The 23,266-nt window shown below is 70.3% G+C and carries 14 protein-coding genes; 12 read left to right on the top strand and 2 right to left on the bottom strand.

Annotation, left to right across the window (positions count from 1 at the left end; translation table 11 throughout):
* Positions 1-10 precede the first annotated feature (10 nt).
* From FN976_RS17870 to FN976_RS17815, 12 genes are all read left to right on the top strand, one after another.
* Positions 11-1,312, top strand: coding sequence for an ABC transporter substrate-binding protein (locus tag FN976_RS17870; protein ID WP_222432840.1), 1,302 nt, complete (start codon positions 11-13; stop codon positions 1,310-1,312).
* A 10-nt stretch (positions 1,313-1,322) separates the two neighbouring features.
* Entirely contained in the window at positions 1,323-2,051 is a 729-nt protein-coding gene (locus FN976_RS17865; protein ID WP_145894409.1) for an ABC transporter ATP-binding protein, read from the top strand.
* 5 nt (positions 2,052-2,056) lie between these two features.
* A complete protein-coding gene (locus FN976_RS17860; protein ID WP_145894579.1) occupies positions 2,057-2,794 on the top strand; it encodes an ABC transporter ATP-binding protein in 738 nt (245 codons plus the stop codon).
* Positions 2,791-3,711, top strand: coding sequence for a branched-chain amino acid ABC transporter permease (locus FN976_RS17855; protein WP_145894408.1), 921 nt, complete (start codon positions 2,791-2,793; stop codon positions 3,709-3,711). Before FN976_RS17860 ends, FN976_RS17855 begins: the two co-directional genes overlap by 4 nt.
* Positions 3,708-4,703 (top strand): branched-chain amino acid ABC transporter permease, encoded by a 996-nt coding sequence (locus FN976_RS17850; RefSeq protein ID WP_145894407.1) that lies wholly within the window; start codon positions 3,708-3,710, stop codon positions 4,701-4,703. Before FN976_RS17855 ends, FN976_RS17850 begins: the two co-directional genes overlap by 4 nt.
* Positions 4,700-5,467, top strand: coding sequence for a coniferyl-alcohol dehydrogenase (locus FN976_RS17845; protein WP_145894406.1), 768 nt, complete (start codon positions 4,700-4,702; stop codon positions 5,465-5,467). The genes FN976_RS17850 and FN976_RS17845 overlap by 4 nt, the downstream gene beginning before the upstream one ends.
* 21 nt (positions 5,468-5,488) lie before the next feature.
* Positions 5,489-6,460 (top strand): alpha/beta hydrolase, encoded by a 972-nt coding sequence (locus FN976_RS17840; RefSeq protein WP_145894405.1) that lies wholly within the window; start codon positions 5,489-5,491, stop codon positions 6,458-6,460.
* Between the two features lie 75 nt (positions 6,461-6,535).
* Positions 6,536-7,339 carry a carotenoid biosynthesis protein gene (locus tag FN976_RS17835; protein ID WP_145894404.1) on the top strand — a complete coding sequence of 268 codons (804 nt, stop codon included), beginning with the start codon at positions 6,536-6,538 and terminating at the stop codon, positions 7,337-7,339.
* On the top strand, positions 7,336-8,700 hold the full coding sequence (locus FN976_RS17830) for an oxygenase MpaB family protein (protein ID WP_255440552.1): 1,365 nt from the start codon (positions 7,336-7,338) through the stop codon (positions 8,698-8,700). Before FN976_RS17835 ends, FN976_RS17830 begins: the two co-directional genes overlap by 4 nt.
* Complete coding sequence (locus tag FN976_RS17825) at positions 8,697-10,442, top strand: sensor domain-containing diguanylate cyclase (RefSeq protein ID WP_186510961.1); 1,746 nt, start codon at positions 8,697-8,699, stop codon at positions 10,440-10,442. Before FN976_RS17830 ends, FN976_RS17825 begins: the two co-directional genes overlap by 4 nt.
* A gap of 76 nt (positions 10,443-10,518) precedes the next feature.
* Complete coding sequence (locus FN976_RS17820) at positions 10,519-11,586, top strand: enolase C-terminal domain-like protein (RefSeq protein WP_145894402.1); 1,068 nt, start codon at positions 10,519-10,521, stop codon at positions 11,584-11,586.
* A complete protein-coding gene (locus FN976_RS17815; RefSeq protein ID WP_145894401.1) occupies positions 11,583-13,076 on the top strand; it encodes an FAD-linked oxidase C-terminal domain-containing protein in 1,494 nt (497 codons plus the stop codon). Before FN976_RS17820 ends, FN976_RS17815 begins: the two co-directional genes overlap by 4 nt.
* 42 nt (positions 13,077-13,118) lie before the next feature.
* Here the strand turns inward: FN976_RS17815 and FN976_RS17810 are convergent, their stop codons facing one another.
* Together FN976_RS17810 and FN976_RS17805 are read right to left on the bottom strand one after the other, a co-directional pair.
* Positions 13,119-18,047, bottom strand: coding sequence for a beta strand repeat-containing protein (locus tag FN976_RS17810; RefSeq protein ID WP_145894400.1), 4,929 nt, complete (start codon positions 18,045-18,047; stop codon positions 13,119-13,121).
* A gap of 87 nt (positions 18,048-18,134) precedes the next feature.
* Complete coding sequence (locus FN976_RS17805) at positions 18,135-22,994, bottom strand: beta strand repeat-containing protein (RefSeq protein ID WP_186510959.1); 4,860 nt, start codon at positions 22,992-22,994, stop codon at positions 18,135-18,137.
* Positions 22,995-23,266 lie beyond the last annotated feature (272 nt).

The following is a 23,266-nucleotide window of genomic DNA, read 5'->3' as shown; positions in this document are numbered from 1 at the left end:
GAGACTCTCCATGAACCGCACCCACTTCCCCATCGGACGGCGCCGTCTGCTGCAAGCCGGCCTGGCCGGCGCAGCGGCCACCGCGCTGCCGCTGCGCGCGCAAACGCAGGGCGACACGCTGCGCATCGGCTTCGTGAGCCCGATGTCGGGGCCGCTCGGCATCTTCGGCGAAGGCGACGGCCATGTGCTCGACCTCGTGCGCGCGGCCGCGGGCGGCAGCGTCACGGCCGGCGGCAAGCGCCTCAAGCTGGAGTTCATCCACAAGGACACGCAGTCCAACCCCGTGCGCGCCGCGCAGGTGGCCAAGGAACTGGTCAACGCCGACAAGGTGGACCTGGTCCTTTCCACGTCGACGCCGGAGACGGTGAACCCGGTGGCCGACGTGTGCGAGGCGGCGGGCATCCCGGCGCTGTCCACCACCTCGCCCTGGGAAGCTTTCTACTTCGGCCGCGGCGCCAAGCCGGGCGAACCCTCGCCGTTCAAGTGGACGTACCACTTCTCCTTCGGCGTCGGCAACTTCGCCAGGCTCTACGCCGACCAGTGGAGCAAGGTCGCCACCAACAAGAAGGTGGGCATGCTGCTGCCGGCCGACGCCGATGGCAACGCCATCCGCGGCCTGCTGGTGCCGGCGCTGCAGAAGGCCGGCTTCACCGTGGTCGACGCCGGCCCGTACCAGAACGGCGTGGCCGATTTCTCGGCGCAGATCCAGCTGTTCAAGAAGGAAGGCGTCGAGATCTTCAACACCTTCCCGTTCCCGCCGGACTTCGCCGTGTTCTGGCGCCAGGCGGCGCAGCGCGGCCTGGCGCAGCAGGTGAAGATCGTGCAGATGGCCAAGGCGGGCCTGTTCGCCGCCGAACTGGACGCTCTGGGCGCGCTCGGCCACGGCCTGCATGCCGGCGCCTACTGGCATCGCAGCTTCCCCTTCAGCTCGCCGGCCACGGGCCTGACCTGCGCGCAGCTGGCCGACAGCTACGAAAAGGCCAGCGGCAAGCCCTGGAACCAGCAGCTGGGCGCCACCGCCTCGCTGTTCGACGCCGCGCTGGCCGCCGTGCGCGCCTGCCCGGACGCGAAGGACCGCGCGGCCATGGCGAAGTCCCTGGCCACGCTCAAGACCGAGACGGCGGTGGGCCTCGTCGACTTCACCGCCGGGCCGGTGGCCAACTGCACGCCCACGGGGCTGGTCGGCGTGCAATGGGTGCGCGCCAAGCCGGGTTCGAAGGCGAAGTTCGACATCGAGATCGTCGCCAATGCCGATCATCCGCGGGTCCAGACGACGGCCCGCATGACCGCCTACGCCATGGGCAAGGCCTGAGAGCGGCTGGATGACCATGGACCTGCTGGCCGGCCACCGCATCGTCAAGCGCTTCGGCTGCCTGGACGTGCTGCGCGGCGTGGATGTGACCATCCGGCGCGGCGAAGCGCTCGGCGTGGTGGGGCCCAACGGCGCGGGCAAGACCACGCTGTTCGGCGTGCTGGCGGGCACGCTGCCGGCCAGCGAGGGCCAGGTGTTCATGGAGGGCCGGGACATCACGGCCTGGCCCGCGGCCAGCCGCTGCCGCCATGGCATCGCGCGCACCCACCAGGTGCCGCGGCCGTTCCTCGGCATGTCGGTGCTGGAGAACACGCTGGTGGCCGCGCAACACGGCGCCTCGCTGCGTGGCGCGGCCGCGGACCGGCAGGCACACCAGGCGCTGGACCGCGTGGGCCTGGGGCCGATGGCCGGCCGGCCCGCCGCCACGCTGGGCCTGCTGGACCGCAAGCGCCTGGAGCTGGCGCGCACGCTGGCCACCGGCCCCACGGTACTGCTGCTCGACGAGATCGGCGGCGGACTGACCGAGGGCGAGCTGGCCCAACTGGTCACGCTGATCCGCGCGCTGCGCGACGACGGCCTGACCATCGTCTGGATCGAGCATGTTCTGCACGCGCTGCTGCGCGTGATCGACCGGCTGGTGTGCATGGACGCCGGCGCCGTGCTGGCCGAAGGCGCCCCCGCCGACGTGATGGCCGACCCGCGCGTGATGCGCGCCTACCTTGGGGGAGCGCCCACGTGAACGACATGAACGACATGCTGCTGGAAGTGCGGGGCCTGCGCGCGGCGCACGGCCAGCTGGTCGCGGTGCGCGACCTGAGTTTTTCCATCGCGCGCGGCGAAGTCGTCGCCCTGGTCGGCGCCAATGGCGCCGGCAAGACGACGCTGCTGCGCTGCCTGGCGGGCGTGCATCCGGCGGCGGGCGGCCAGGTGCACCTGGCCGGCGAGGCCATCACGGCCCTGCCAGCCCATGAACGCGTGCGGCGTGGCCTTGCCATGGTGCCCGAGGGCCGGCGCCTGTTCGGCGACATGACAGTGCGCGAGAACCTGCGCGTGGCCGGCGAGCATGGCCGCACCGGCATGTGGACTTTGGCCACCGTACTCGAGGCGCTGCCCGCGTTGCCGCCCCTCATCGACCGCCCCGCCGCCGCGCTCTCCGGCGGGCAGCGGCAGGCGGCCGCCATCGGCCGCGCGCTGATGACCAATCCCGACATGCTGCTGCTCGACGAAGTGTCCCTGGGCCTGTCCCCGCTGGCGGTGGACGAGGTGTACGCCAATTTGGCCAGCCTGCGCGCGGACGGCCGCACCAGCTTGCTGCTGGTCGAACAGGACCTGTCGCGCGCCATGGCCTTCGCCGATCGCGTGCTGTGCCTGCGCGAAGGCCGCATCGTGCTGCAGGGCGCGGCGCGCTCGCTCTCGCGGGAAACCGTCACGCAGGCCTATTTCGGCGTCGCTACCGCCACACCGATGGAGTCGTACGCATGATCGACGCCCTGATCCAGGGCCTGCTGCTGGGCGGGTTCTACGCCATCCTGGCCGCCGGCCTGTCGCTGATGTTCGGCGTCATGCGCATCATCAACCTGGCGCACGGCGACCTGGCCATCCTCGGCGCCTTCGGCGTGATCGCCCTCACGGAGCGCACCGCCATGTCGCCCTGGGTGGCGCTGGCCATCGTGCTGCCGGCGCTGGCGCTGATCGGGATGGCGCTGCAGCGCTGGCTGTTCGCCCGCACGCTGCGCGCCGGCATCCTGCTGCCGCTGCTGGTCACCTTCGGCCTGGGCGCCGTGCTTCAGAACGGGTTGTACGGCGTGGCCGGCTCCGAGGCACGCTCGCTGGGCAACGCGCTGGGCGACCTGGCGTGGGCCAGCTGGACGCTGCCGGGCGGCATCGTCGTCGGCCAGCTGCCGGTGATCACCTTCGTCCTCGCGGTCGCCGTGCTGGCCGGGCTGCAGGCGATGCTGTCGCACACGAAGCTGGGCCGCGCCATCCGCGCGGCCGCCAGCGACCCGGAAGCCGCGGCACTGTGCGGCATCGACGGGCGCAGCGTGCACCGCGCGGCCGCCGCCATCGCGGTCGCGCTCGCGGGGCTGGCCGGGGCGCTGCTGGCCATGCGCGCCACGGTGGAGCCGTACGGCGGACCCACGTTGCTGATCATGGCTTTCGAAGCCGTGGTCATCGGCGGCATCGGCTCGCTGTGGGGCACGCTGCTGGGCGGGATCCTGCTGGGGGTGGCGCAAAGCCTGGGCGCGATGGTGTCGCCGCAGGGCTTCCAGCTGGCCGGCCACCTGCTGTTCCTGGCCGTGCTGGGCGCGCGCCTGTGGCGCCAGCACCGGCACACGCTGGGCCGCCCCGCCCTGCCGCGCTGGCGCGGACTGGGCGCACGCAAGGCCACCGTGCCATGAACAGGCAGCAACAAGCCTGGGCCGCGCTCGCGGCCGTGGCGCTGCTCGCCAGCGTGCCGGCCTTCGCGAGCGCCTCGGTGGTGGACAAGCTGACCACCCTGTTCATCTACATGCTGCTGGCCGCCACCTGGAACCTGATGGCGGGTTACGCGGGCCTGGTCTCCGTGGGCCAGCAGGCGTTCTTCGGCCTGGGCGGCTACTTCGCGCTGCGCCTGGTGGACGGCGGCTTCCCGGCCTATCCCGCCCTGCTGGCCGGCGCTGCGGGCGCGGCCTTCGTGGCCTGGCTGCTATCGTTCTACGTGCTGCGGCTGAAGGACGGCGAGTTCGCCATCGGCACCTGGGTGCTGGCCGAAGTCATCCGCATCCTGGTGATGCTGGACCCGCTGATCCAGGGCGAAACCGGCACCTCGCTGATCGCGCTGAACGCGGTGGAACCCGCCCTGCGGCGCGGTATCGGCTACTGGTTCGCGCTGGCGGCACTGGCCGGCATGGCGCTGGCCATGGCGGTGCTGCTGCGCAGCCACGTGGGAACCGCCGCGCGCGCCATCGGCGACGACGACGAGGCCGCCGCCTCGCTGGGCGTGCGCGTCATGCGCACGCGGCAGTTCATCTACGTGCTGGCCGCGCTGGGCAGCGCGCTGGCCGGTGTGGCCTGGCTGGCCAGCGCCATCACCTTCCTGCCGCGCACCAACTTCGGCGTGCAGTGGTCGGTGCTGATGCTGTTCATGGTGCTGGTGGGCGGGCTGCGCAGCGGCCCCGGCCCCTATATCGGCGCGCTGCTGCTGTTCGTGCTGCAGGAGCTGGCCGGCGACCTGGGTGCGTGGTATCTCGCCGGCCTCGGCGCCGCGGCCGCCGCCTGTGCGCTGTTCCTGCCCCAGGGCCTCTGGGGCGTGATCGCGCAGCGCCTCGGCGCCCGGCCCTCCAGCCTGCCGCGCGCACCGGCGGCAGCCGTTCCCGAATCCATCCAACCCACACAGAGGATCACTCCATGACCGTCCAAGGAAAAACCATCGTCATCACCGGGGCGAGCTCCGGCATCGGGGCCGACACGGCGCGGCTGCTGCGCCTGCAGGGCGCCCGCGTCATCGGCGTGGACCGCAATGACCCGATGCTCACGCTCGACGGCTTCGTCAAGGCCGACCTGTCCGACGTCGCCGGTATCGACGCCGCCATGAAGCAGCTGCCGCAGAAGATCGATGCCCTCTGCAACATCGCCGGCGTGCCCGGGACGGCCCCCGCGGACCTGGTGGCGCGGGTCAACTACCTCGGGCTGCGCCACCTGGTCGAGCGCGCCAGCGACCGCATGGGCGAGGGCGGCAGCATCGTCAACATCTCCTCGATCCTCGGCGCCGAATGGCCCCAGCGCCTGGAGCAGCACAAGGCCCTGGCCGAGACCGCCGGCTTCGCGGCCGGCCAGGCCTGGCTGGCGAAGAACCCCGTGCCGCAGGAGAGCTGCTACCAGTACTTCAAGGAAGCACTGATCGTCTGGAGCATCACCCAGTCGCAACAACTGTTTCTCAGCCGCGGCGTGCGCATGAACTGCGTGGCGCCCGGCCCGGTGTTCACGCCCATCCTGGGCGACTTCGTGCAGATGCTGGGCCAGGAGCGGGTGGAGAAGGACGCGCACCGCATGAAGCGCCCGGCCTTCAGCGACGAGGTCGCGCCGGTGATCGCCTTCCTGTGCGGCGATGCGTCGCGCTGGGTGAGCGGCATCAACTTGCCGGTCGATGGCGGGCTGGCGTCCACCTATCTCTGATCCTCTTCACAAGGCCTCGCCATGACTCTCACCAACACGCCCCTGCCGACCTCGCCCATGGACCCCGGCCTGGCCGCCTTCCTGGCCCAGGCCGCGGCCCAGGGCAACCCGCCGCTGGAGACCCTGCCACCCGCCGTGGGCCGGCAGATCTACCGCGAGCTGGCCGCCGCACTGAGCTTGCCGCCGCCCGACGTGGCGCGCGCGGAGAACCGCATCGTCGAGGGGCCCGGCGGGCCGCTGGCGCTGCGCATCTACCGGCCGCTCGTGCCCGCGCCTGCGTCGGTGCTGCTCCCCGCGCTGCTCTACCTGCATGGCGGCGGCTTCGTGATCGGCGACCTGGAAACCCATGACGCGGTGTGCCGCACCCTGTGCCACGAAGCCGGGATGCTGGTGGTGGCCGTCGACTACCGCCTGGCGCCGGAGCATCCGTTCCCGGCAGCGGTGGACGATGCGGCCTTTGCCCTGCAATGGCTGGCCGCGCAAGCGGTGGAACTGGGCGCCGACCCGGCCCGCCTGGCGCTGGCCGGCGACAGCGCCGGGGCGCAGCTGGCCGCCACGGCCTGCATGCGCGCCGGCGCCAGCGTCGCGGTGCGTGCGCTGGGCCTGATCTACCCGGTGGCCCAGCACTACACCGAGCCCAGCCCCTCGATGGCCGAAAACGGCGAAGGCAAGTTCCTCACGCATGGCGTGATGAAGTGGTTCATCGACGGCTACCTGGGCGGCCGCGATGAACTCCGGCGCCACCCCGACTTCGCGCTGCTCCATGCGCCCGGGCTGGCCACGCTGCCGCCGACCTGGATCGCCACCATGGGCCACGACCCGCTGCGCGACGAAGGGCATGCGCTGGCGCGGCGCCTGGACAGCGCGGGCGTGCCGGTGACGCACCGCCACGATCCGGGCGGCATCCACGCCTGCATCCATTTCACGGCGGTCTCGCCCATCGGTCACCAGCTGGTTGTTGCATTGGCGCATTGGTTGCGTGCACGAACCTAGCAAGCTTCATCCGGGTTCGATGATCCGGGCCCTCCAGGCGTGGGGCCGGGGCAAAAAGATGCTACAACCCAGCCGATGAGCGGGACGGCCGAGAAGACGGTGCTGGCGGGGGGAGCCATCGCCCTGATCCTTTGGACGGGCGTGGCCTACCCGCCGCTGTCGCTGGCGCTGGTCGTCGCCTCCCTGGTGCAGGCCGGCGCCTGCCTGTGGTCCTGCCGGGTCCTGTTCGGGCCGCGCGCGGCCGCCATCTTCCTGGGCCTGGGCTGCACCCTCGGCTGGTTCGCCGAGCAGATGGGCTCCACCCACGGCTGGTTCTTCGGCAGCTACACCTACACCGACGTCCTGGGCCCACGCCTCGGGTCGGTCCCCATCGTCATTCCGCTCATGTGGTTCGGCATCTGCCACATCGGGCTGGTGCTCGCCAGCCTGGCGCTGTGGCGGCAGCCCGCGCCGCCGGCCGGCGGCTGGAAGACGCTGGCGCTGGGCGTTCTGGGCGCCGCCCTCATCGTCACCGCCTTCGACCTCGGCGCGGACCCGTATTTCGTCTACGTCCTGAAGGCCTGGATCATGCAGGAGAAGGACGGCGACTGGTTCGGCGAAACGGTGCGCGGCTTTGAGGGCTGGATGATCGTCAGCTCCGTCATCCTGACCTTGTTCCTCGCCATGGCCAGGCCTCGCGGCGCGTCACCCGGCACGGCCACCGCGCGCCATGCCGCGCTGGTGCCCTTGCTGCTCTACGTCTTCATGATGCTGTTCCAGGTGGCGTTCACGCAGCCGGTGGCGCTGAAGATCATCGCCATCTTCGCCATGGGCATCCCGGCGCTGATCGCTGCTGTCGCCTGGACGCAGTGGGCCGGCTCCCGGGAGCCGGCCAAGTGACGCCGGACGCCGCCGATTGGCAGGCGATGACGCGGCAGGCCGATCCGCTGGCGGACCGCACCATTGCCGCGATCGTCGGCCCGTGGTCGGATGCGCCCGGCGCCATGGACGCCGGGATGGCGCGGCTGGCGCTGGTCACACGGCTGATGGCCGGCTGGACCACCAACGGCAGCCTCGCCACCTGGGCGCCCCCGGCGGGCACCGATGCGGAACTCGGCGCTCTGCTGCGCGCCTACCTCGACGAAGGCCGGCAATTGCCGTCCTGGGCGCGGCCCGATGCCATCGAACTCGCCGAAGACGTGTTCATGGAGTACGGCCCGCTGTCCTGCACGCTGCTGTTCTGCGCCAGCCTGCCGGAGTGCTACGTGCTGCCGCACCTGGCCGAAGTGCTGCACATTTCCGGCCAGCTCGAGGCCAACACCGAATACCGCATCCGGCAGACGGCGGCCATGGTGTTCCCGGTGATGATGAAGGGTGGGCTCACGACCCCCGATGGCGGCGGCGTCGCCCAGGTGCTCAAGGTGCGGCTGATCCACGCGACCATCCGCCACCTGATCCTGCACGGCCCGCCCGAGGCGGCGCGCGGCCGCATCGCCCCGGGTGCGCCCGTGACGCCCGCCACCAACATGCAGGCCGCCATGCTGGCCCACGGCTGGGACGTCGACCATCTGGGCCTGCCCTGCAACCAGCTCGAACTGGCGTACACGCTGCTCACCTTCGGCTACGTCTTCCTGAAGGGCATGCGCACGCTGGCCGAGCCCCTGACGCCGGCGCAGGAAGAAGCGACGCTGCACGCCTGGAACGTGGCCGGCCACGTGCTGGGCATCCGCGAAGAGCTCATGGCGCAATCCATGGATGAAGCGGCCCGGATGTTCGACAGCCTCCAGGCGACCGCGCGTGCCACACCGGCGGTGCCCGACGTGCGCCCGGCCCTGGGCCGCGCGCTGCTGGACACGATGGCGAAGTCCATCCGCGTGCCGCTCGTTCGCCAGCTGCCCGTGCCCTTGACGCGCTGGCTCGTCGGGCCGGTCGCGTCCCGCGAGATCGGCGCCGACGAACGCGTGGGCCTGCTCACGCGGGCATTGTTCGCGACCGGCCTGATCGTGACCCGGGTGATCGACACGGTGGCGCGCATCTTCCTGCCCGGCTTCTCGCTCACGCGCATGTTCACGCGCGTGATCGGCTACCAGTTCCTCACCCGCTTCCTGCTGGACCAGACGCGTCCGCTCACGCTGCCCGAGGAACTGCTGCAGCCGATGCACGGCACGGTCGCCCGCTGGCACCACGATGCGCGCGCGCCGGCGTGGGTCAACCGGCTGGAGGACCGCATGACCACCCATGGCGAATGGAGGCCGCAGTGATCAGTGCCGAAACGCTCTGGCGCTGGCTCCAGCGACTCGCCATCTGCGCGACGGCGCTGGCGGCCAGCGCCGTGCCGGCCGTGTCGTCCGCCGACCGCGACGGCGACATCACGCTGCAGGCGCAATACTGGGTCGACGCCTCGGGCAAGGCGACCATCGAGCAGGTGGCCGGCGGCGCCGCGCAGTTGCAGCCGATGGTGAAGCAGCAGGCCTTCGCGCTCAATGGTGGCGCGCTGTGGCTGCGGTTCGACTTGTCCGCGATCGATGCGTCGCGCCGCTGGTACCTGCTGTTGAATGGCGGCGCCTTCCTCGACCGGGCCAGCGTGTTTGCGCAAGGCCCGGACGGCGCATGGCGCCCGCAGCATTCCGGCGACCATGTGCCCGTCGCGCAGTGGAACATCCCGCACTTCGCCCCCGTCTTCAACGTGCCGCAGCAGCCCGGCGTGCTCTGGATGCGCCTGGAAAACCACCCGGCGCCGACCAGCCCCTTCGTGCAGCTGCTGTCGTCGCACAGCCTCGTCTACAAGGGTCAATGGACCTACCTGCTGGTGGGCGGCTACCTGGGATTCGGGCTGCTGGTGTTCGCGGTCGGCCTGATGCACGCCAGGCTGTACGGGGACCGCGTGTTCCATTCGTATTGCCTCTACGTGGCGTGCATGCTGCTGTTCCAGCTGGCCTTCACCGGCATGGGCGGGCTGTACTTCTGGCCGTTCTGGGCCTCCGTGAACAACGCGGCGCCCGGGTTCTTCGTCCTGGTGATGGCGGGCTCGGGCATCTGGTTCATCCGCGAGGCGACAGCGCTGCCGCGCTACAGCCGCCGCATCGACCGCGTGGTGGTCGGCTTCTCCTTCTTCGGCGGATTCCTCGCCGTCGCCTACACGCTGTTCACGAACGCCTTCACCTTCAAACTGCTGAACATCTACGGACTGCTCTCGGTCCTGGTCAGCATCTCGCTGTGCCTGTGGACCTGGCGCAAGGGCGAGCGCTATTCGGGCTGGCTGTTCCTGGGTTTCCTGCCGATCCACCTGACGTACCCGTTCCCCGCGCTGCGCTCGGCCGGGCTGATCGCGGACAGCTGGCTCACGCAATACGCGGTGCTGATCGGTTCGGCGGTCGAGATCCCGCTGCTGCTGTACATCCTGCATTCGCGCGCCAAGGAATTCACCGAGAACCGCGCGCGCATGCGCGCCCTGGACAGCACCGACCCGCTGACCGGCCTGACCATCGTGCCCGTGCTGCGCCTGCGGATGCGCGACGCGCTGCGGCGCGCGCGCCGCGCCAACCATCGCTGCACCGTGCTGCTGGTGGACCTGTCGAACCATGGCGAGATCGTCGCGAGCGAGGGCCGCGAGGCCGGCGACCGCGCGCTTGTGGTCGCCGCATCGCGGCTCTCGCAGGTGGTGCGCGAAGTCGACACCGTGTGCCGGGTCGCCGACACCCGCTTCGCGGTGCTCATCGAAGGGCCGCAGAACAACGACACGCGCCGCCTGCTGGCCCAGCACATCGTCGCACGCGGGCTGGAGCCCGTGCCGCAGTTGCCGCAGCACCTGACCCTGCGCTTCCGTGTCGTCTCGGTCTGGGTGCCGACCCATGCGGCGGAATTGACGCCCGACGTCAGTGTCGACGACGAGGTCATCCTGCAGCGGCTGCACGCGACCCTGGACCGGCTGATCGAGGACCCGAAGCGGGTGGTGCAGCATCTCGAATCGCAACTCGAGGCACCGGTCACCCAGGCTGCCTGAACCGCACGGCCTTTTTTCAGCCCGGCCGCGAAAAATCTTCAGGCGGGGTGGCGCGTACGCGCCTAAAGTGCGGATCATGAAAATCACCCGCTTCGACGTCCGCTCTGTCCGGGTGCCGATGCCGCCGCACCGCACCGCCTCCGGCGTGGTGGAGGCGTCACCGCTGGTCCTGCTCACCGTGCACACCGACACCGGCGCGCCGGGCCACAGCATCACCTTCACCTACACCCCCGCCGCGCTGAAGCCGGCGGCGGAGCTGATGCGCAACTGCGAAGCGTTGGTCCAGGGCCAGCCGCTGGCGCCGGCGACCCTGTGGGACCAGCTGCATGCGCGCTTCCGGCTGCTGGGCACCCAGGGCCTGGTGGGCATGGTGCTGGCTGGGATCGACATGGCGCTGTGGGACGCCCTGGCCCGCTCGCAGGGCCTGCCCCTGCATTCGCTGCTGGGCGCCGCCGCGCGGCCGGTGCGGGCGTATGGCGGTGTCGGCTTCGACGGCGTGGCGGGCTCGGCCCAGGCGGCCGAGGCCTGGGCCCGCCAGGGCCTGCCCGGCGTGAAGGCGAAGATCGGCTATCCCACGCTGGAGGAAGACATCGCCGTCGTGCGCGCCATGCGGGAAGCGGTGGGGCCTGGCGTCGCGCTCATGGTCGACTACAACCAGAGCCTGGATGCGACCGAAGCGCAGCGCCGCCTGCGCGCGCTCGATGCCGAAGGCCTGCACTGGATCGAGGAGCCGGTGCTCGCGCATGACTACGCCGCGCTGGCGAGCCTGGCCCAGGCGACGGCGACGCCGCTGCAGGCGGGCGAGAACTGGTGGGGCCCGCTGGACTTCCGCCACGCATTCAACGCCGGTGTACGCGACAACGTGATGCCCGACGTGATGAAAGGCGGCGGCGTCACCGGCTGGTTGCGAGTGGCGGCGATGGCGCAGGTGTACGGCACGCCGCTGTCCAGCCACCTGTGGCCGGAAGTCAGCGCGCACCTGCTGCTGGCGAGCCCGACGGGAGCCTGGCTGGAATATGCCGACTGGTGGAACCCGGTCCTGAAGGACCCCTTGCGACTGGAAGACGGTCACGCGGTCGTGAATGCCGCGCCGGGCAGCGGCATCGAATTCAACCCGGCCGCCGTGGAGGAGTTCGCCGCATGAACGCCGCTGCCGACACTGCCGTGCAGGCCCGCGCCGAGCGCCAGGCCGCCATCGTCCGCAAGCTCGGCGAGGTGTTGCCTGCGCACGCGCTGCTCTGGCACGCGGAGGACACCACGCCCTACGAATGCGATGGCCTCACCGCCTACCGCCAGCGGCCGCTGGTGGTCGCGCTGCCGGAAACCGAAGCGCAGGTCCAGGCCGTCCTGCAGGCCTGTCACGCGCTGGAGGTGCCCGTGGTTGCGCGCGGCGCCGGCACGGGGCTTTCGGGCGGCGCCATGCCGCATGCCCTGGGCGTGACGCTGTCGCTGGCCAAGTTCAACCGCATCCTGAAGATCGACCCGGCGGCGCGCACGGCCGTCGTGCAGTGCGGCGTGCGCAACCTCGCAATCAGCGAAGCGGCGGCCAGCTTCGGCCTCTACTACGCGCCGGACCCGTCCAGCCAGATCGCCTGCACCATCGGCGGGAACGTGGCCGAGAACTCCGGCGGCGTGCACTGCCTGAAGTACGGCCTGACGCTGCACAACGTGCTGAAGGTGCGCGGCTTCACCGCGTCCGGGGAGCCGGTCGAATTCGGCAGTGATGCGTTGGATGCGCCGGGTTACGACCTGCTCTCCGTGTTCGTCGGCAGCGAAGGCATGCTCGCGGTGACCACCGAGGTCACCGTCAAGCTGGTGCCGAAACCGCAGCTGGCGCGCTGCATCATGGCCAGCTTCGACGACGTGCGCAAAGCCGGCGACGCCGTCGCCGCCGTCATCGCGGCCGGCATCATCCCCGCGGGCCTGGAGATGATGGACAAGCCGATGACCGCCGCGGTCGAGGATTTCGTCCACGCTGGCTACGACCTCGGCGCCGAAGCCATCCTGCTGTGCGAGAGCGACGGGACGCCCGAGGAGGTGGCCGAGGAAATCGGCCGCATGAGCGACGTGCTGCGGGCCGCCGGCGCCACCGCGCTGGCGGTCAGCCGCGACGAGGCCGAGCGCCTGCGCTTCTGGAGCGGCCGCAAGAACGCCTTCCCCGCCTCGGGCCGCATGAGCCCCGACTACATGTGCATGGACTCGACCATTCCGCGCAAGCGGCTGGCGGACATCCTGCTCGCGATCCAGGAGATGGAGAAGAAGTACGGGCTGCGCTGCGCCAACGTGTTCCATGCGGGCGATGGCAACCTGCACCCGCTGATCCTGTTCGACGCCAACGATCCCGACCAGTTGCGCCGCTGCGAACTGTTCGGCGCCGACATCCTGGAAACCAGCGTCGCCATGGGCGGCACGGTGACCGGCGAGCACGGCGTGGGCGTGGAGAAGCTGAACTCGATGTGCGTGCAGTTCAGCGCGGCGGAGAACGAGCAGATGTTCGGCGTCAAGCGGGCCTTCGACCCGCGCGGCCTGCTGAATCCGGGCAAGGTGATCCCGACGCTGAACCGCTGCGCCGAATACGGGAAGATGCTGGTGCGCGGCGGGCGCATCGCCCACCCCGACCTGCCGCGGTTCTAGGGCACGCGGCCGGGCGGTGCACCGCCCGGCGGGCCAGTCAGGCTACGAGCCTGGCTTGCACTGGCTGTCGGTGAGGACGATGTCGTCCTTGCCGACGGTCTTCTTGTCGTCCTTCTCGTCCTGCGTCTTCGCCTCTTCGACGAACAGCTTGGCGAAGGTGACCACCTGGTTGTCGACCTGCTGCTGCGCGGGGGCGGATGTGGACGGCGGCGGCGCCGAGGAAGCCGGCGGCGACGTAGGCGGCGGGGGGGCCGGCGGCGCCGATGCGGGCGGTGACGTCGGGCTGGCCGAAGCCGGCGGCGACGTGGGCGGTGGGGGAGCGGGTGGCGACGATGCCGGCGGCGAGGTCGGCGCCGCGGAGGCCGGCGGCGACGTGGGTGACGCGGAAGCCGGTGGCGGGGGGGGCGCCGGCGGGGCGCTGGTCGGAGCCACCACCTGCGCAATCAACGAACCAAAGGCGAAGGTCGCGCCCTGCACAGTACTGGAGGGGTGAAGCGTGGGGACGCCGCCAGTCGGCGTCGGCCCCGTCATGAGCGTGTAACTGCTGTCGGCAGGTTGACTGCCCCCGAGAAAGACGTAAGTGCTTCCGTCGCCAGGCGCAAACGTGGTGGAACCGGTCACATTGATGACGTCGTGAGCGGGTCCGGCGGGGGCACTGCTGGGCCTGGGACCGAAATCGAACTTCAGCGTCCCGCCTGCATCGACGGACAGGTTGCCACCGATGTTCATCGTCGAGACGGGGCCGACCCCCCCGGGTGCGAGATAGCCCTTCACGACCACGTCGCTCGGCGCAGTGATCAAGCCGGTGGCGCCGACCACGCCGCCGCCCTGGCCGATGATGGCGCTATCGTAATCCGTCCAGGTGAGGGCGCCGCCGACCGTGGCGCTGCGGAGGTCCAGCGTTGCGCCTGGTGTCGTAGAGCCGGAAATGGTCACGTTGCCCGTCGTGGTCAAACCATGAACGATCGTGTTCGGGTTGCCGGGCGAGAGGAACACATTGTTGCCGCCGGCGACCGTGATCCCGCCAGGCGCGAAGATGCCGATGGCCTGGCCCGAGGCGCCGATGTCGCCGCTGACGCCGTTCAGGTACACGGAGCCGCCACCGCTTGCGAGAAGCTGCGGGCTGGCCGGTGCGGGCGGCGGGGGTGGCGGGGGTGCCTTGGTGATGCCCGCCGCCTCGATGGAGATCGCCGCTGTCCCGAAGGTTGAACCGGCCGCTGTGGAACTCGTGCCCACCGATTCCAGCGTCACGCTGCCGGTGCCCTTGTACGTGATGATGCCGCCGCTGTTCGCGTTGAACGCAGAAGCGGCGGCGCTGTTGCCGATGGCGATGCTGCCACCTGCGCCGGTCTGCGCGTTCACGAGACTGAAGCTGTTGCCGGCGTTGTCGAGCGCGATCGGCATGCTCGAGGTCAGGACGTTCAGGCTGGTGCCGGTGATGGGCATCGTCTGCGAAATCCCGCCGGACACCGACGTGAGCACGACGGGCGCGGATCCCGCGAGGATGCCGCTTTGCAGGTCGACCGTGCCGACGGAGAAGCCGCCTGCGTTGTAGAACGTGAAGCCGCTGCCGAAGTTGTCGGTGGCCTTGCCGGAAACCGTGCTCACGCTGTTCGCCTCGGGCATGACCACATGCCCGGCGTCCGCGTTGAGCGCGCCCACCGTCAGCGTCGACCCCGTCGTCTGCAGGATGCCGGTGCTGCTGCCCTGGATCAGGCTCAGGGCGGAAGCGGTCAAGGTGAGGGGCGCGCCACCTTCGATATGGAGGCCACCGGTGCCGGCATTCGAGCCGACGACGAGCGTGCCCGTCGCGATCTTGTTCAGCTCCCCCTGCGTGAGAGTGAGCCTGCCGGCCTCGTCGCTGCCGCCGAGGGAAATGACACGACTCGGGCTCACGGGCACGATCATCGTGCGCGTGCCGGTGGCCGTTGTGATCGCACCGCCGGCGATATCGACCGTGTCCGCGTCCAGCCGCACGGCCGTCCCGGCGGAACTCGAAAGCGCATTCACCGCGGTGCCGCCCAGCAACCGGATGGCCGGCGCGGTGGGCGCGGGTGCCGGCGCCATGGCGCGCAGCTTCACTTCGCCGGAACCGCCGGAAACGTTCAAGGCCGTGCTGGTCAGCGACAAGTCGCCGTTGACGGCGTCGATCGAGAGCGACGTGACGGCATTGAAGGTTTCGTTCGTCGCGGTCACGGCCGCAACGCCGCTGCCGGCGCCGGTCGTCCCGGTGATGTTGATCAGCGTGTCCGAGTTGATAGTGAACGTCGGCGGCGGCGCCGGCGCCGGCGGAGGCGGGGGCGGAGGCGCGGGGCCCATCCGGAAGCCATGGCTGGCGGAACTCGTGCCGTTGATGATCACGCCGCTGGTCGTGGCGGTGATCGTGGAACCTTCGATGTTGACGCCGATCGACGAATTCGAGTTGCCCATCAGGTTGATGGTGCCGGCGTTCTGAACGAGGGAGCCCAGGATGTACAGGCCCATGTTGCCGGAGCCGTTTCCGCTGATGGTCAGGTTGCCGCCGGTCCGGTTGATGCCGGCCGTGTTCAGGAACACGCCTTTGTGGGCGCTGCCGCTGGCGGCCGTGCCCGTCATGAACAGATTGCCGCTGCCCGTCAAGGTGCCGCCGCAACTGCAATCGAGCAGGATGCCGCCGCCGCCGGAGCCGGCGGAATGGGCGAGGCCCGTGATGGTGGCACCCGACGTCGACGTGAGAGCCACGTTGCCGTCCATGCTGACGCCCCAACCGTAGTCGCTGTGGCCATTGATCGTGATGCTGCCGGCGGTGATGCTCACATCGCCCAGGTGCACGCCCGGAGAGCCGAACGTCGTGCGCGCATCGCCGTTGAGCGTCACCACGCCCGAGCCGGTGGCGGTGACCGTCGTGTTCCCGTCCAGCATGACGGTTCCGTCGCTGGCGGTCATGCTGACGTTGGCGCCGCTCAGCATCGCGCCGCTGGCCGAGGCCGCGGAGACGCTTTGCAAGGACAGCGTGTTGCTGCCGCTGTTCAGCGACGAGCCCAGGACATCGACGTATTCGCCCTGCACCGTGATGCCGCCTCCGGTGGAGTTCACGGCCGACGAGTTGCTGATGACGACGTCATACCCGACCGTCTGGATCATCACCGGGCCTGCCGACGAGCTCACGGTGGCATTGTCGAGGTAGATCGTTCCCGCCGAACCCGTACTGCTGAGCGTGACCATGCCTCCGGTCACGCTGGCGCCCGTCACATCGATGTCCGCCATGCCCTGGATCAGGACGTTTCCGCCGCCGGCGGCCACATTCGCCGACACCTCGACGCTCGTGTAGGGGAAGCTGCTGGTCGACTTGTCGGACTGGATGGTGATGTTGCCGTTATTGCTCGTCAGGGGCCCGGCGACGAGCACCTTTCCTTCGGGGGGAAGGGCAGGAGATCCGCTATGGCCGGCGTGCAATGTGATGGCGCCGCCCAACGTCGTGATGGCTCCGTTGGTTGTGACGGTCACGTTGCGTCCGGCCTCGGCCAGGAAACTCTGCCCGGTGTTCGTGAACACCACAGGTTCATTGACAGTGATGTCCAGAGAGGCGCGCAATTCCACATTGCCAGGCTGCCCCGTCAGCGCGTCCGCATCGATGACGAGAGCGCCGGTGCTGCCATCAAACAGGATGGGCCCACTGTAGGTGCCGGGGCCCAGGTTATCAACGGTAATGGTGTCTGGGTCGAGCAGGAGGGTCCCCAGCTTCCCCTTCGGCGCCGAAGTATCGACCTTGGCGCCGAATTGCAAGCCGTTCTTGCCCGAGACCTCGACGAAGCCGCCGTCTCCTCCCTGCGGGCCGCCACGAGCACTGATCGTGCCGTGGCCCTGCGTGGTGTTGTCAGCCCACACGATGACCTTGCCGCCGTCGCCCTGCGCCGTGGCGTCGGCCTGGATGGAAGCCTGGGGATCGACGTAGGTCCGCTGCGCGTTCGGCACCTCGGCGTTCTTGCCCTGGTAGTCGCCACCCACGCGCACCGTGCCGCCGCCGGCCGCGCCGCTGGCGTCGAGCGAAGCGCCGGCCAGCAGGCCCACGCGGTTGCCGAGCACGTCGATGCTGCCGCCTTTGCCGGTGGCGGACGTGGCGCTGACGGCACCGTCGACCAGGGCGTCCCCGGCCGCGGCCTTCAGCACGACGCGGCCGCCTTCGGTGGCGGCGGCATTGGCCTGGATCAGGCCGCTGTGCTTGAGCGTGTCCGCGAAGATGCCGACGGCGTCGCCCTTGAGCGTGCCGAGGTTGCGCGCTTCGCTGCCCGCCTGCACCTCGAGGCGGATGCCTTCGAGGCCGCGGCCGGTGATCTCGACCTTCTGGCCGGCCGCCAGGATGGTGGAGCCGCCCTCGGACTGGACGACCGCGTTGGCGCCCGTCTGCACATTGGGGGCGATCAGGACGACATCGCCGTTCTTCGCCACGATCCGCCCGTCGACCTGCAGCGCGCCGGAACCGCCATCACCGAACACCAGCCGGCCGGCCAGCGCGTCGGCATCGCTCATGCGCAGCGTGGAAGCCGTGAAGCCCGCGGTGTCGACCACCGCGCCCGCGCCCACCGTGATGCCGGCGGGGTTGACGAGCACCAGCCGGCCGTTCGAGGACAGCGTGCCGAAGATGGCGGAAGGATCGGAGCCGACGACGCGGTTGACCGACAGGCTGGAAGCCGTCGGCTGCTTGAACTGCGTGACGCTGCCCGCGGGCACCGAGAAGCTTTGCCAGTTGATGGCCGAATGGCCCGTCCCCGCGCCGTTGGTGGTGGTGACCACCAGGTTGTTGCCGTTGCGCGCCAGGCTGGCCGCGCCGTGGATCGCCTGGGCACCGGCGGGCTGCGCCAGCAGCGCGGGCGCATGCAGGCTGAAGGCCGCGGCAACCGCCAGCACCCCCACCGCGGGTCGGAAACCTGCCGCCGCGGGACTGGCCGCGGGACGACGGCCGCGGGTGGACGGGATGGGACGCTTGGACATGTGACGGCTCCGCTCGCGCCCAAGGGGCGCACTTCGAGATATTGTCCTTGAATACTTACAAGTCTCAAGGGTTGAAACAACACCTCATCAGGGTTTGCGTGGAGTTTTGGTCAGATCGCACGAATTTGCTGCGATGTCCAGCGGCCGGTTCGGGTTCGGGAGGACGCAGCGGCGCTGCCGGGCCTCCGAAATGACGCAGGCGTCCGCGGCTCCGCCGCCATTGGCGGCGGGGGCACAAAGCACTTCAACGCGCTGGCATGGTTCACAGCTCTGTGGCGCGGCGTGCACAACCAGTTCGGCCGTCGACGAAGTGTCGCTTTCTTGCCGCACCCGCACCGAGTTGTGGAACGACTCGGCGAACCGAACGGCATCGTTGCCCGGCGGCGGACTGCCGCCCGAGGTGGGTGCAGGTGCAGGTGCAGGTGCAGGTGCAGGTGCAGGTGCAGGTGCAGGTGCAGGTGCAGGTGCAGGTGCAGGTGCAGGCGCTGGGGCAGGCGCAGGGCCGGGTGCTGGCGCGGGGGCCGGAGCTGGTGCCGGGGCAGGCGCTGGCGCTGGCGCTGGCGCTGGGGCTGGGGCAGGCGCCGGCGCGGGGGCAGGCGCTGGCGCTGGCGCGGGGGCAGGCGCTGGCGCTGGCGCGGGGGCAGGCGCCGGTGCGGGGACCGGGCCGGGCGCTGGTGCCGGAGCCGGCGCGGGTGGGGCCGGCGGCACCGTCAGTTCCAGCGAACCGAAACTCAGCGACGACCCGGCGGGCGCGCCTTGCAGCAGTGGCAGGACGCCGTTGCCCTGGCCCGTGACGATGACGTAGGTTCCGGGGTCGGAGGGGCCCAGTTCGGTTACCTGGACCTGGCCGCCGAGATAGTTCGCCGCGCCGCTGATCCGGATCTGGTCCCGCGAACTCTGGTCGAGGTCGATCTTGAGGATGGTGGTCGCGCCGAAGTTGATCGTGGCCGCGTTCAGGAACAAGGTGCCGATTGCGCCGGTATTGCCCGGATCGATGGTGCCGTTGTTGTTCAGCGTGCCGTTGATCATGCGCAGCGTCCCCGACCCGCCGATGGTCCCCGCCGCGCTGTTGGTCAGGTTGCCGCTGTTGGTGTCGAGCGTGCTGCCGCCCGCGATGAGCACCCGGCCCTGGTTGGTGGGGAACGTGAAGCCGCCGAATGTGACGTTGCCGGCCGCCAGGTTCAGCAGCGCGCCGCTCGAATTGGTGAAGTTTCCGAGGAAAGTCAGGGTCCCGGCGCCGGTCTTGTTGAAGGTCCCGGCATTCGCGAACACGCCGGACTCCCCCGCCAGGGTGAAGCCGCCCTGGGCCTCGAACGTCGCCCCGGCCTGGTTGGTAAGCGTCCCGTCCAGCTGGAACGCGGTGCCATTGGCGACGGTGAGCGTGCCGGCATTGGCGACCTGCAGCCCCAGGCGGACGTTGCCGGAGACGTCGGTCGCGCCGCCCAGGGTCACGCCGCCGTTGGCCTCCAGCGATCCACCGCTCCACGCGAAGCTGGTGGGAACCGAGAGCGAGCCGGTGCCGCTGATGACGCCGCCGGTCATGTCGAGGCGCGGTACGGTCGCCGTACCAGCCACGTCCAGGGTTCCGGCGCTCACCTTCAGAACAGGCCCGGTCGCATCCAGTGAGGTGCTCAACCGCATCGTGCCGCCCACCAGTTCGGCAGCTCCCCCTGCGGTGAGCTTGGCGCCACCCGCGCCGGCCAGGCCGGAGCTGCCGGCGAAACGGATGGCGCCGCTGGCCACCAGCTCGGCGCGGCCGTTCTCGGCATTGACCAACCCGTTGACGAGCAGGTCGCCCCCCGCCGACTTCACCGCGACGCCGTTACCGCTGACGGCACCGGCCGACGTGATGGTGAGCCCGGCGGCAGACTCGATGTCGGCCCGCCCGGTGCCCGCCTCGACGGGACCCGCGACGCTGAGCGGCCCGGTGTTTCGAAAAGTGATGTTGTTGCCGCTCGCGCGCATTTGCGTGACCTCGTCGATCTGGTTCGCCGCGTTCGAGAGTGCGATGCCGCCGGTGCCTATGGCGCTGAAGCGCGTTTCGGTGATGGAGCCCGTCTGCGTGATCGTGCCATCGGTGACCAGGCGCAACGCCGTCGTACCCGTCGGGGCGATGTTGCTGTCGATGGTGATGCCGGCCGTGTGGCCCGCCATGCCGACGACCAGCGCCGTGCCGGAAAGCAGGTTGACTTCGGCCGCGGTCAGGTTCAAGGCACCGGCTTCGTCCGTGCCGCCCAGGGAGATCAGCCGCCCGGTGCTGGCCGGCTGCACCAGCACCTGGCCGCCGGTCGAACCCACGGGCCCGGCCAGTGCCACCACGTCACCGATGACGCGGGCTTCGCCGACGCTGCTGGCCGAGGAGCCGGCTGCCACGTCCACGCGCTTGCCGGCCGTGGTGGCCCGGAGCTGGAGTGCGCCCGCTCCGTTGTTCGTCAGGGTGCTGGCGTTCTTCAGCACCAGGTCGCCGCCAATGGCCCGCAGGTCGAGCGATGTCGATGCGGTGATCGTTGCGCCGTCGAGTTCGATGGCCGGGGCGGCCGCCGCGGTCTCGCCGGTGACGGTGACGACACCTCCCTGGACGGTGGCGCCCTTGACCTCGACGCGCTGGGCTGAACTGACCGTGAAGGCCCCGCCGCCTGTGCCGAGGTTGCCACCCTCGATCAGCACGCCGACGGCGCCGCCGCTCGTTCCGGCCAGGCTGAAGCTGCCGGTGCGCGTCACCAGCGAATCGATCAGCACGACACCGGGGGCATCGCCCCGCGTCACCGTGCCGTCCACGATCATCGCCCCCGTGCCGCTCAGAACGCCGCACGAGCAGTCGATTCCGACCCCGGCGCCGGTGACGCCGGTGGTCGCGCTCGGCAGCTCCATCAGCCCGGTCACCCGCGTCGTGACAGCGGTCAGTTCGGTCGGACCAATCAACAACACCCCGAAAGAGGCGTCGCTCGAGGTGCGGCCGCTCAAGGTGATGTTGCCGGCGGCGGCGCGGACGGTGGACTCGACGACCTGGACGCCGTCGAAGGCGGGCGCGGCATTGGCCTGCCCGCCCCGCACCGTGATATTGCCGGCTGACGACGTCAGAGTGGACAAGGCGACCAAGGCGGATTCCGCGCCTTCGATCGTGATGTTGTTTTCCGCCTCGACGACGCTGCTGGCCATGAGTGCCAGGCCATCGGCCCCCGAAGCGCTGAGCGTGACGCTGGCGCCCTTGATCAGACCAGCGTTGATGACCGCGACCGGCCCGGGGGCTTCCAACCTGAGGGCACCGGCGGTGCCGGCGTTCAGGCTGGCGAGCACGGCGATGCCGGTCGAGGAAGTCGCCGCGGGCGCGACGACCAGCGAAACCGGCGCACCGCCAGGGAATCCCCCGCTGGTGGTGTCGATGGCGGCGGTGACGGTGATGCCCGCCGACGCGGATGCCGCGCCGGACGCGGGATCGCCGGCCGTCAGGGAGACAGCACCGCCGCGCGTCGTGATGGTGCTGCCGACGGTGATGCTGCCTCCCGCCTGCGCCGTGATGCCAATGCCATCGTTGACCATGGCCACTGCGTCGCTGAAGGTGATGTCGCCCGTGGCCAGCAATTGCACCTGGACTCCCGCGTTGGCGAGCGAAGCCGCGCTGAACGTGAAGTCGCCACCGCCGAACGGCTCCACCGTGTATGCGTTCGCTCCCGTGATCTCGATGTTGTCCGGGTCGAGCAGCAACGTGCCGATCTTGCCCCGCGGCGCCGACGCATCGACTGCCGACGCGAACAAGAGCCGCTGCTTGCCCGAGACCTCGACGAAGCCGCCGTCGCCGCCGCGCGGCCCGCCGCGGGCCTGGATCGCACCCAGGCTCTGGGTCTGTTCGTCCGCCCAGACAATGACGCGGCCGCCGTCGCCCTGGTCGGTGGCGTCGGCGCGGATGGACGCGTCGGCATCGAGGTAGGTCCGCCGCGCATTCGGCACGCCGGCATTCTTGCCCTGGTAGTCGCCGCCCACGCGGATGTTGCCGCCGCCTGTGGCGCCGCTGGCGTCGAGCCGCGCGCCGGCCATCAGCCCGACGCGGTTGCCCAAGACGTCGATCGCGCCTCCGCGGCCCTGCAAATTGGTGGCGGCGATGGTCCCGCTGACCAGGCTGTCCCCCGCGCTGGCCTTGAGCACCACCTTGCCGCCTTCGATGGCGACGGCGTCGGCCTGGATGTGCCCGCTGTGCTTCAGGGTGCCGGCGAAGATGCCGACCGCATCGCCGGACAGCCGGCCCAGGTTGACGGCTTCGTTGCGGGCCTGGACCTCGAGCAGGATGCCTTCGAGGCCGCGGCCCGTGAGGTCGGCCTTTTGCCCGGCCAGCAGCAGCGTCGCGCCGCCCTCGCTGCGGATGACGGCGTGCTCGCCGGTGCGCACCTGCGGCGCGAGCAGGACGACATCGCCGCCGCGCGCCAGGATGCGTCCTTCCACGCCTAGGGCCGCGACGCCGTCCTGGAAGCGCAAGCGCCCGGCCATGGCGTCGGCGTCGCTCATTTTCAGCGTCGAGGCGGTGAATCCGGCCGTGTCGACCACCGCGCCCTGGCCGACGGCGATGCCTGCCGGGTTGACGAGCACCAGCTTGCCGTTGGAGCTGAGCGTGCCGAACAGGGCGGACGGGTCCGGCCCGGTGACGCGGTTGATCGAGGTGCTGGCCGCCGAGGGTTGCTGGAACCGCGTGACGCTGCCCGCGGGCACCGAGAAGCTTTGCCAGTTGATCGTGGAGTGCTGGGTCCCTGCTCCGTTTTGCGTGGTGACGAGCAGGTTGCGGCCGTTCGACGAGAACGCGGCCTGGCCGTGAATGACATGCGCGCCCGCCGGTTGCGCATGCACGGATGGGAGGCCGAAAGCGGCCGCCACCGCGAGCGCTGCCAGGGCGGGGTGGAATCCCGCGGCGGCCGGCGTTGCGGCGAGCCGGCAATGGACCGTGCGGTGAGAAGTCATGGTGACCGGCCTCGACGGAGATGCAAGTGGTTCGCCGTTGCTTACGTCCGGATACAGACAGCATTCACAACGGCACGAGCCCGCAGTGTTGGCAAGTCGCGCGCCAGAATCACATTTGATGTGCGTTTTCAGTCTGAATGGACTGGGTGCGAAATCCCGATGTGTGGCGTGTGCCGGACACTTGTCGCGCGCTTGGTAACATGCCGTGAACTTGTGCCGCGCTGCCGGCGCAGGCGCTCCGTTCGCCGGTCGCCGAATGCGTCCGCCTCCCG

This window comes from Caenimonas sedimenti (assembly GCF_007833165.1).
GTDB lineage: Bacteria > Pseudomonadota > Gammaproteobacteria > Burkholderiales > Burkholderiaceae_C > Ramlibacter > Ramlibacter sedimenti.
Note: the sequence above shows the minus strand (reverse complement) of the source record. Positions and strands in the feature narration are given on the sequence as shown.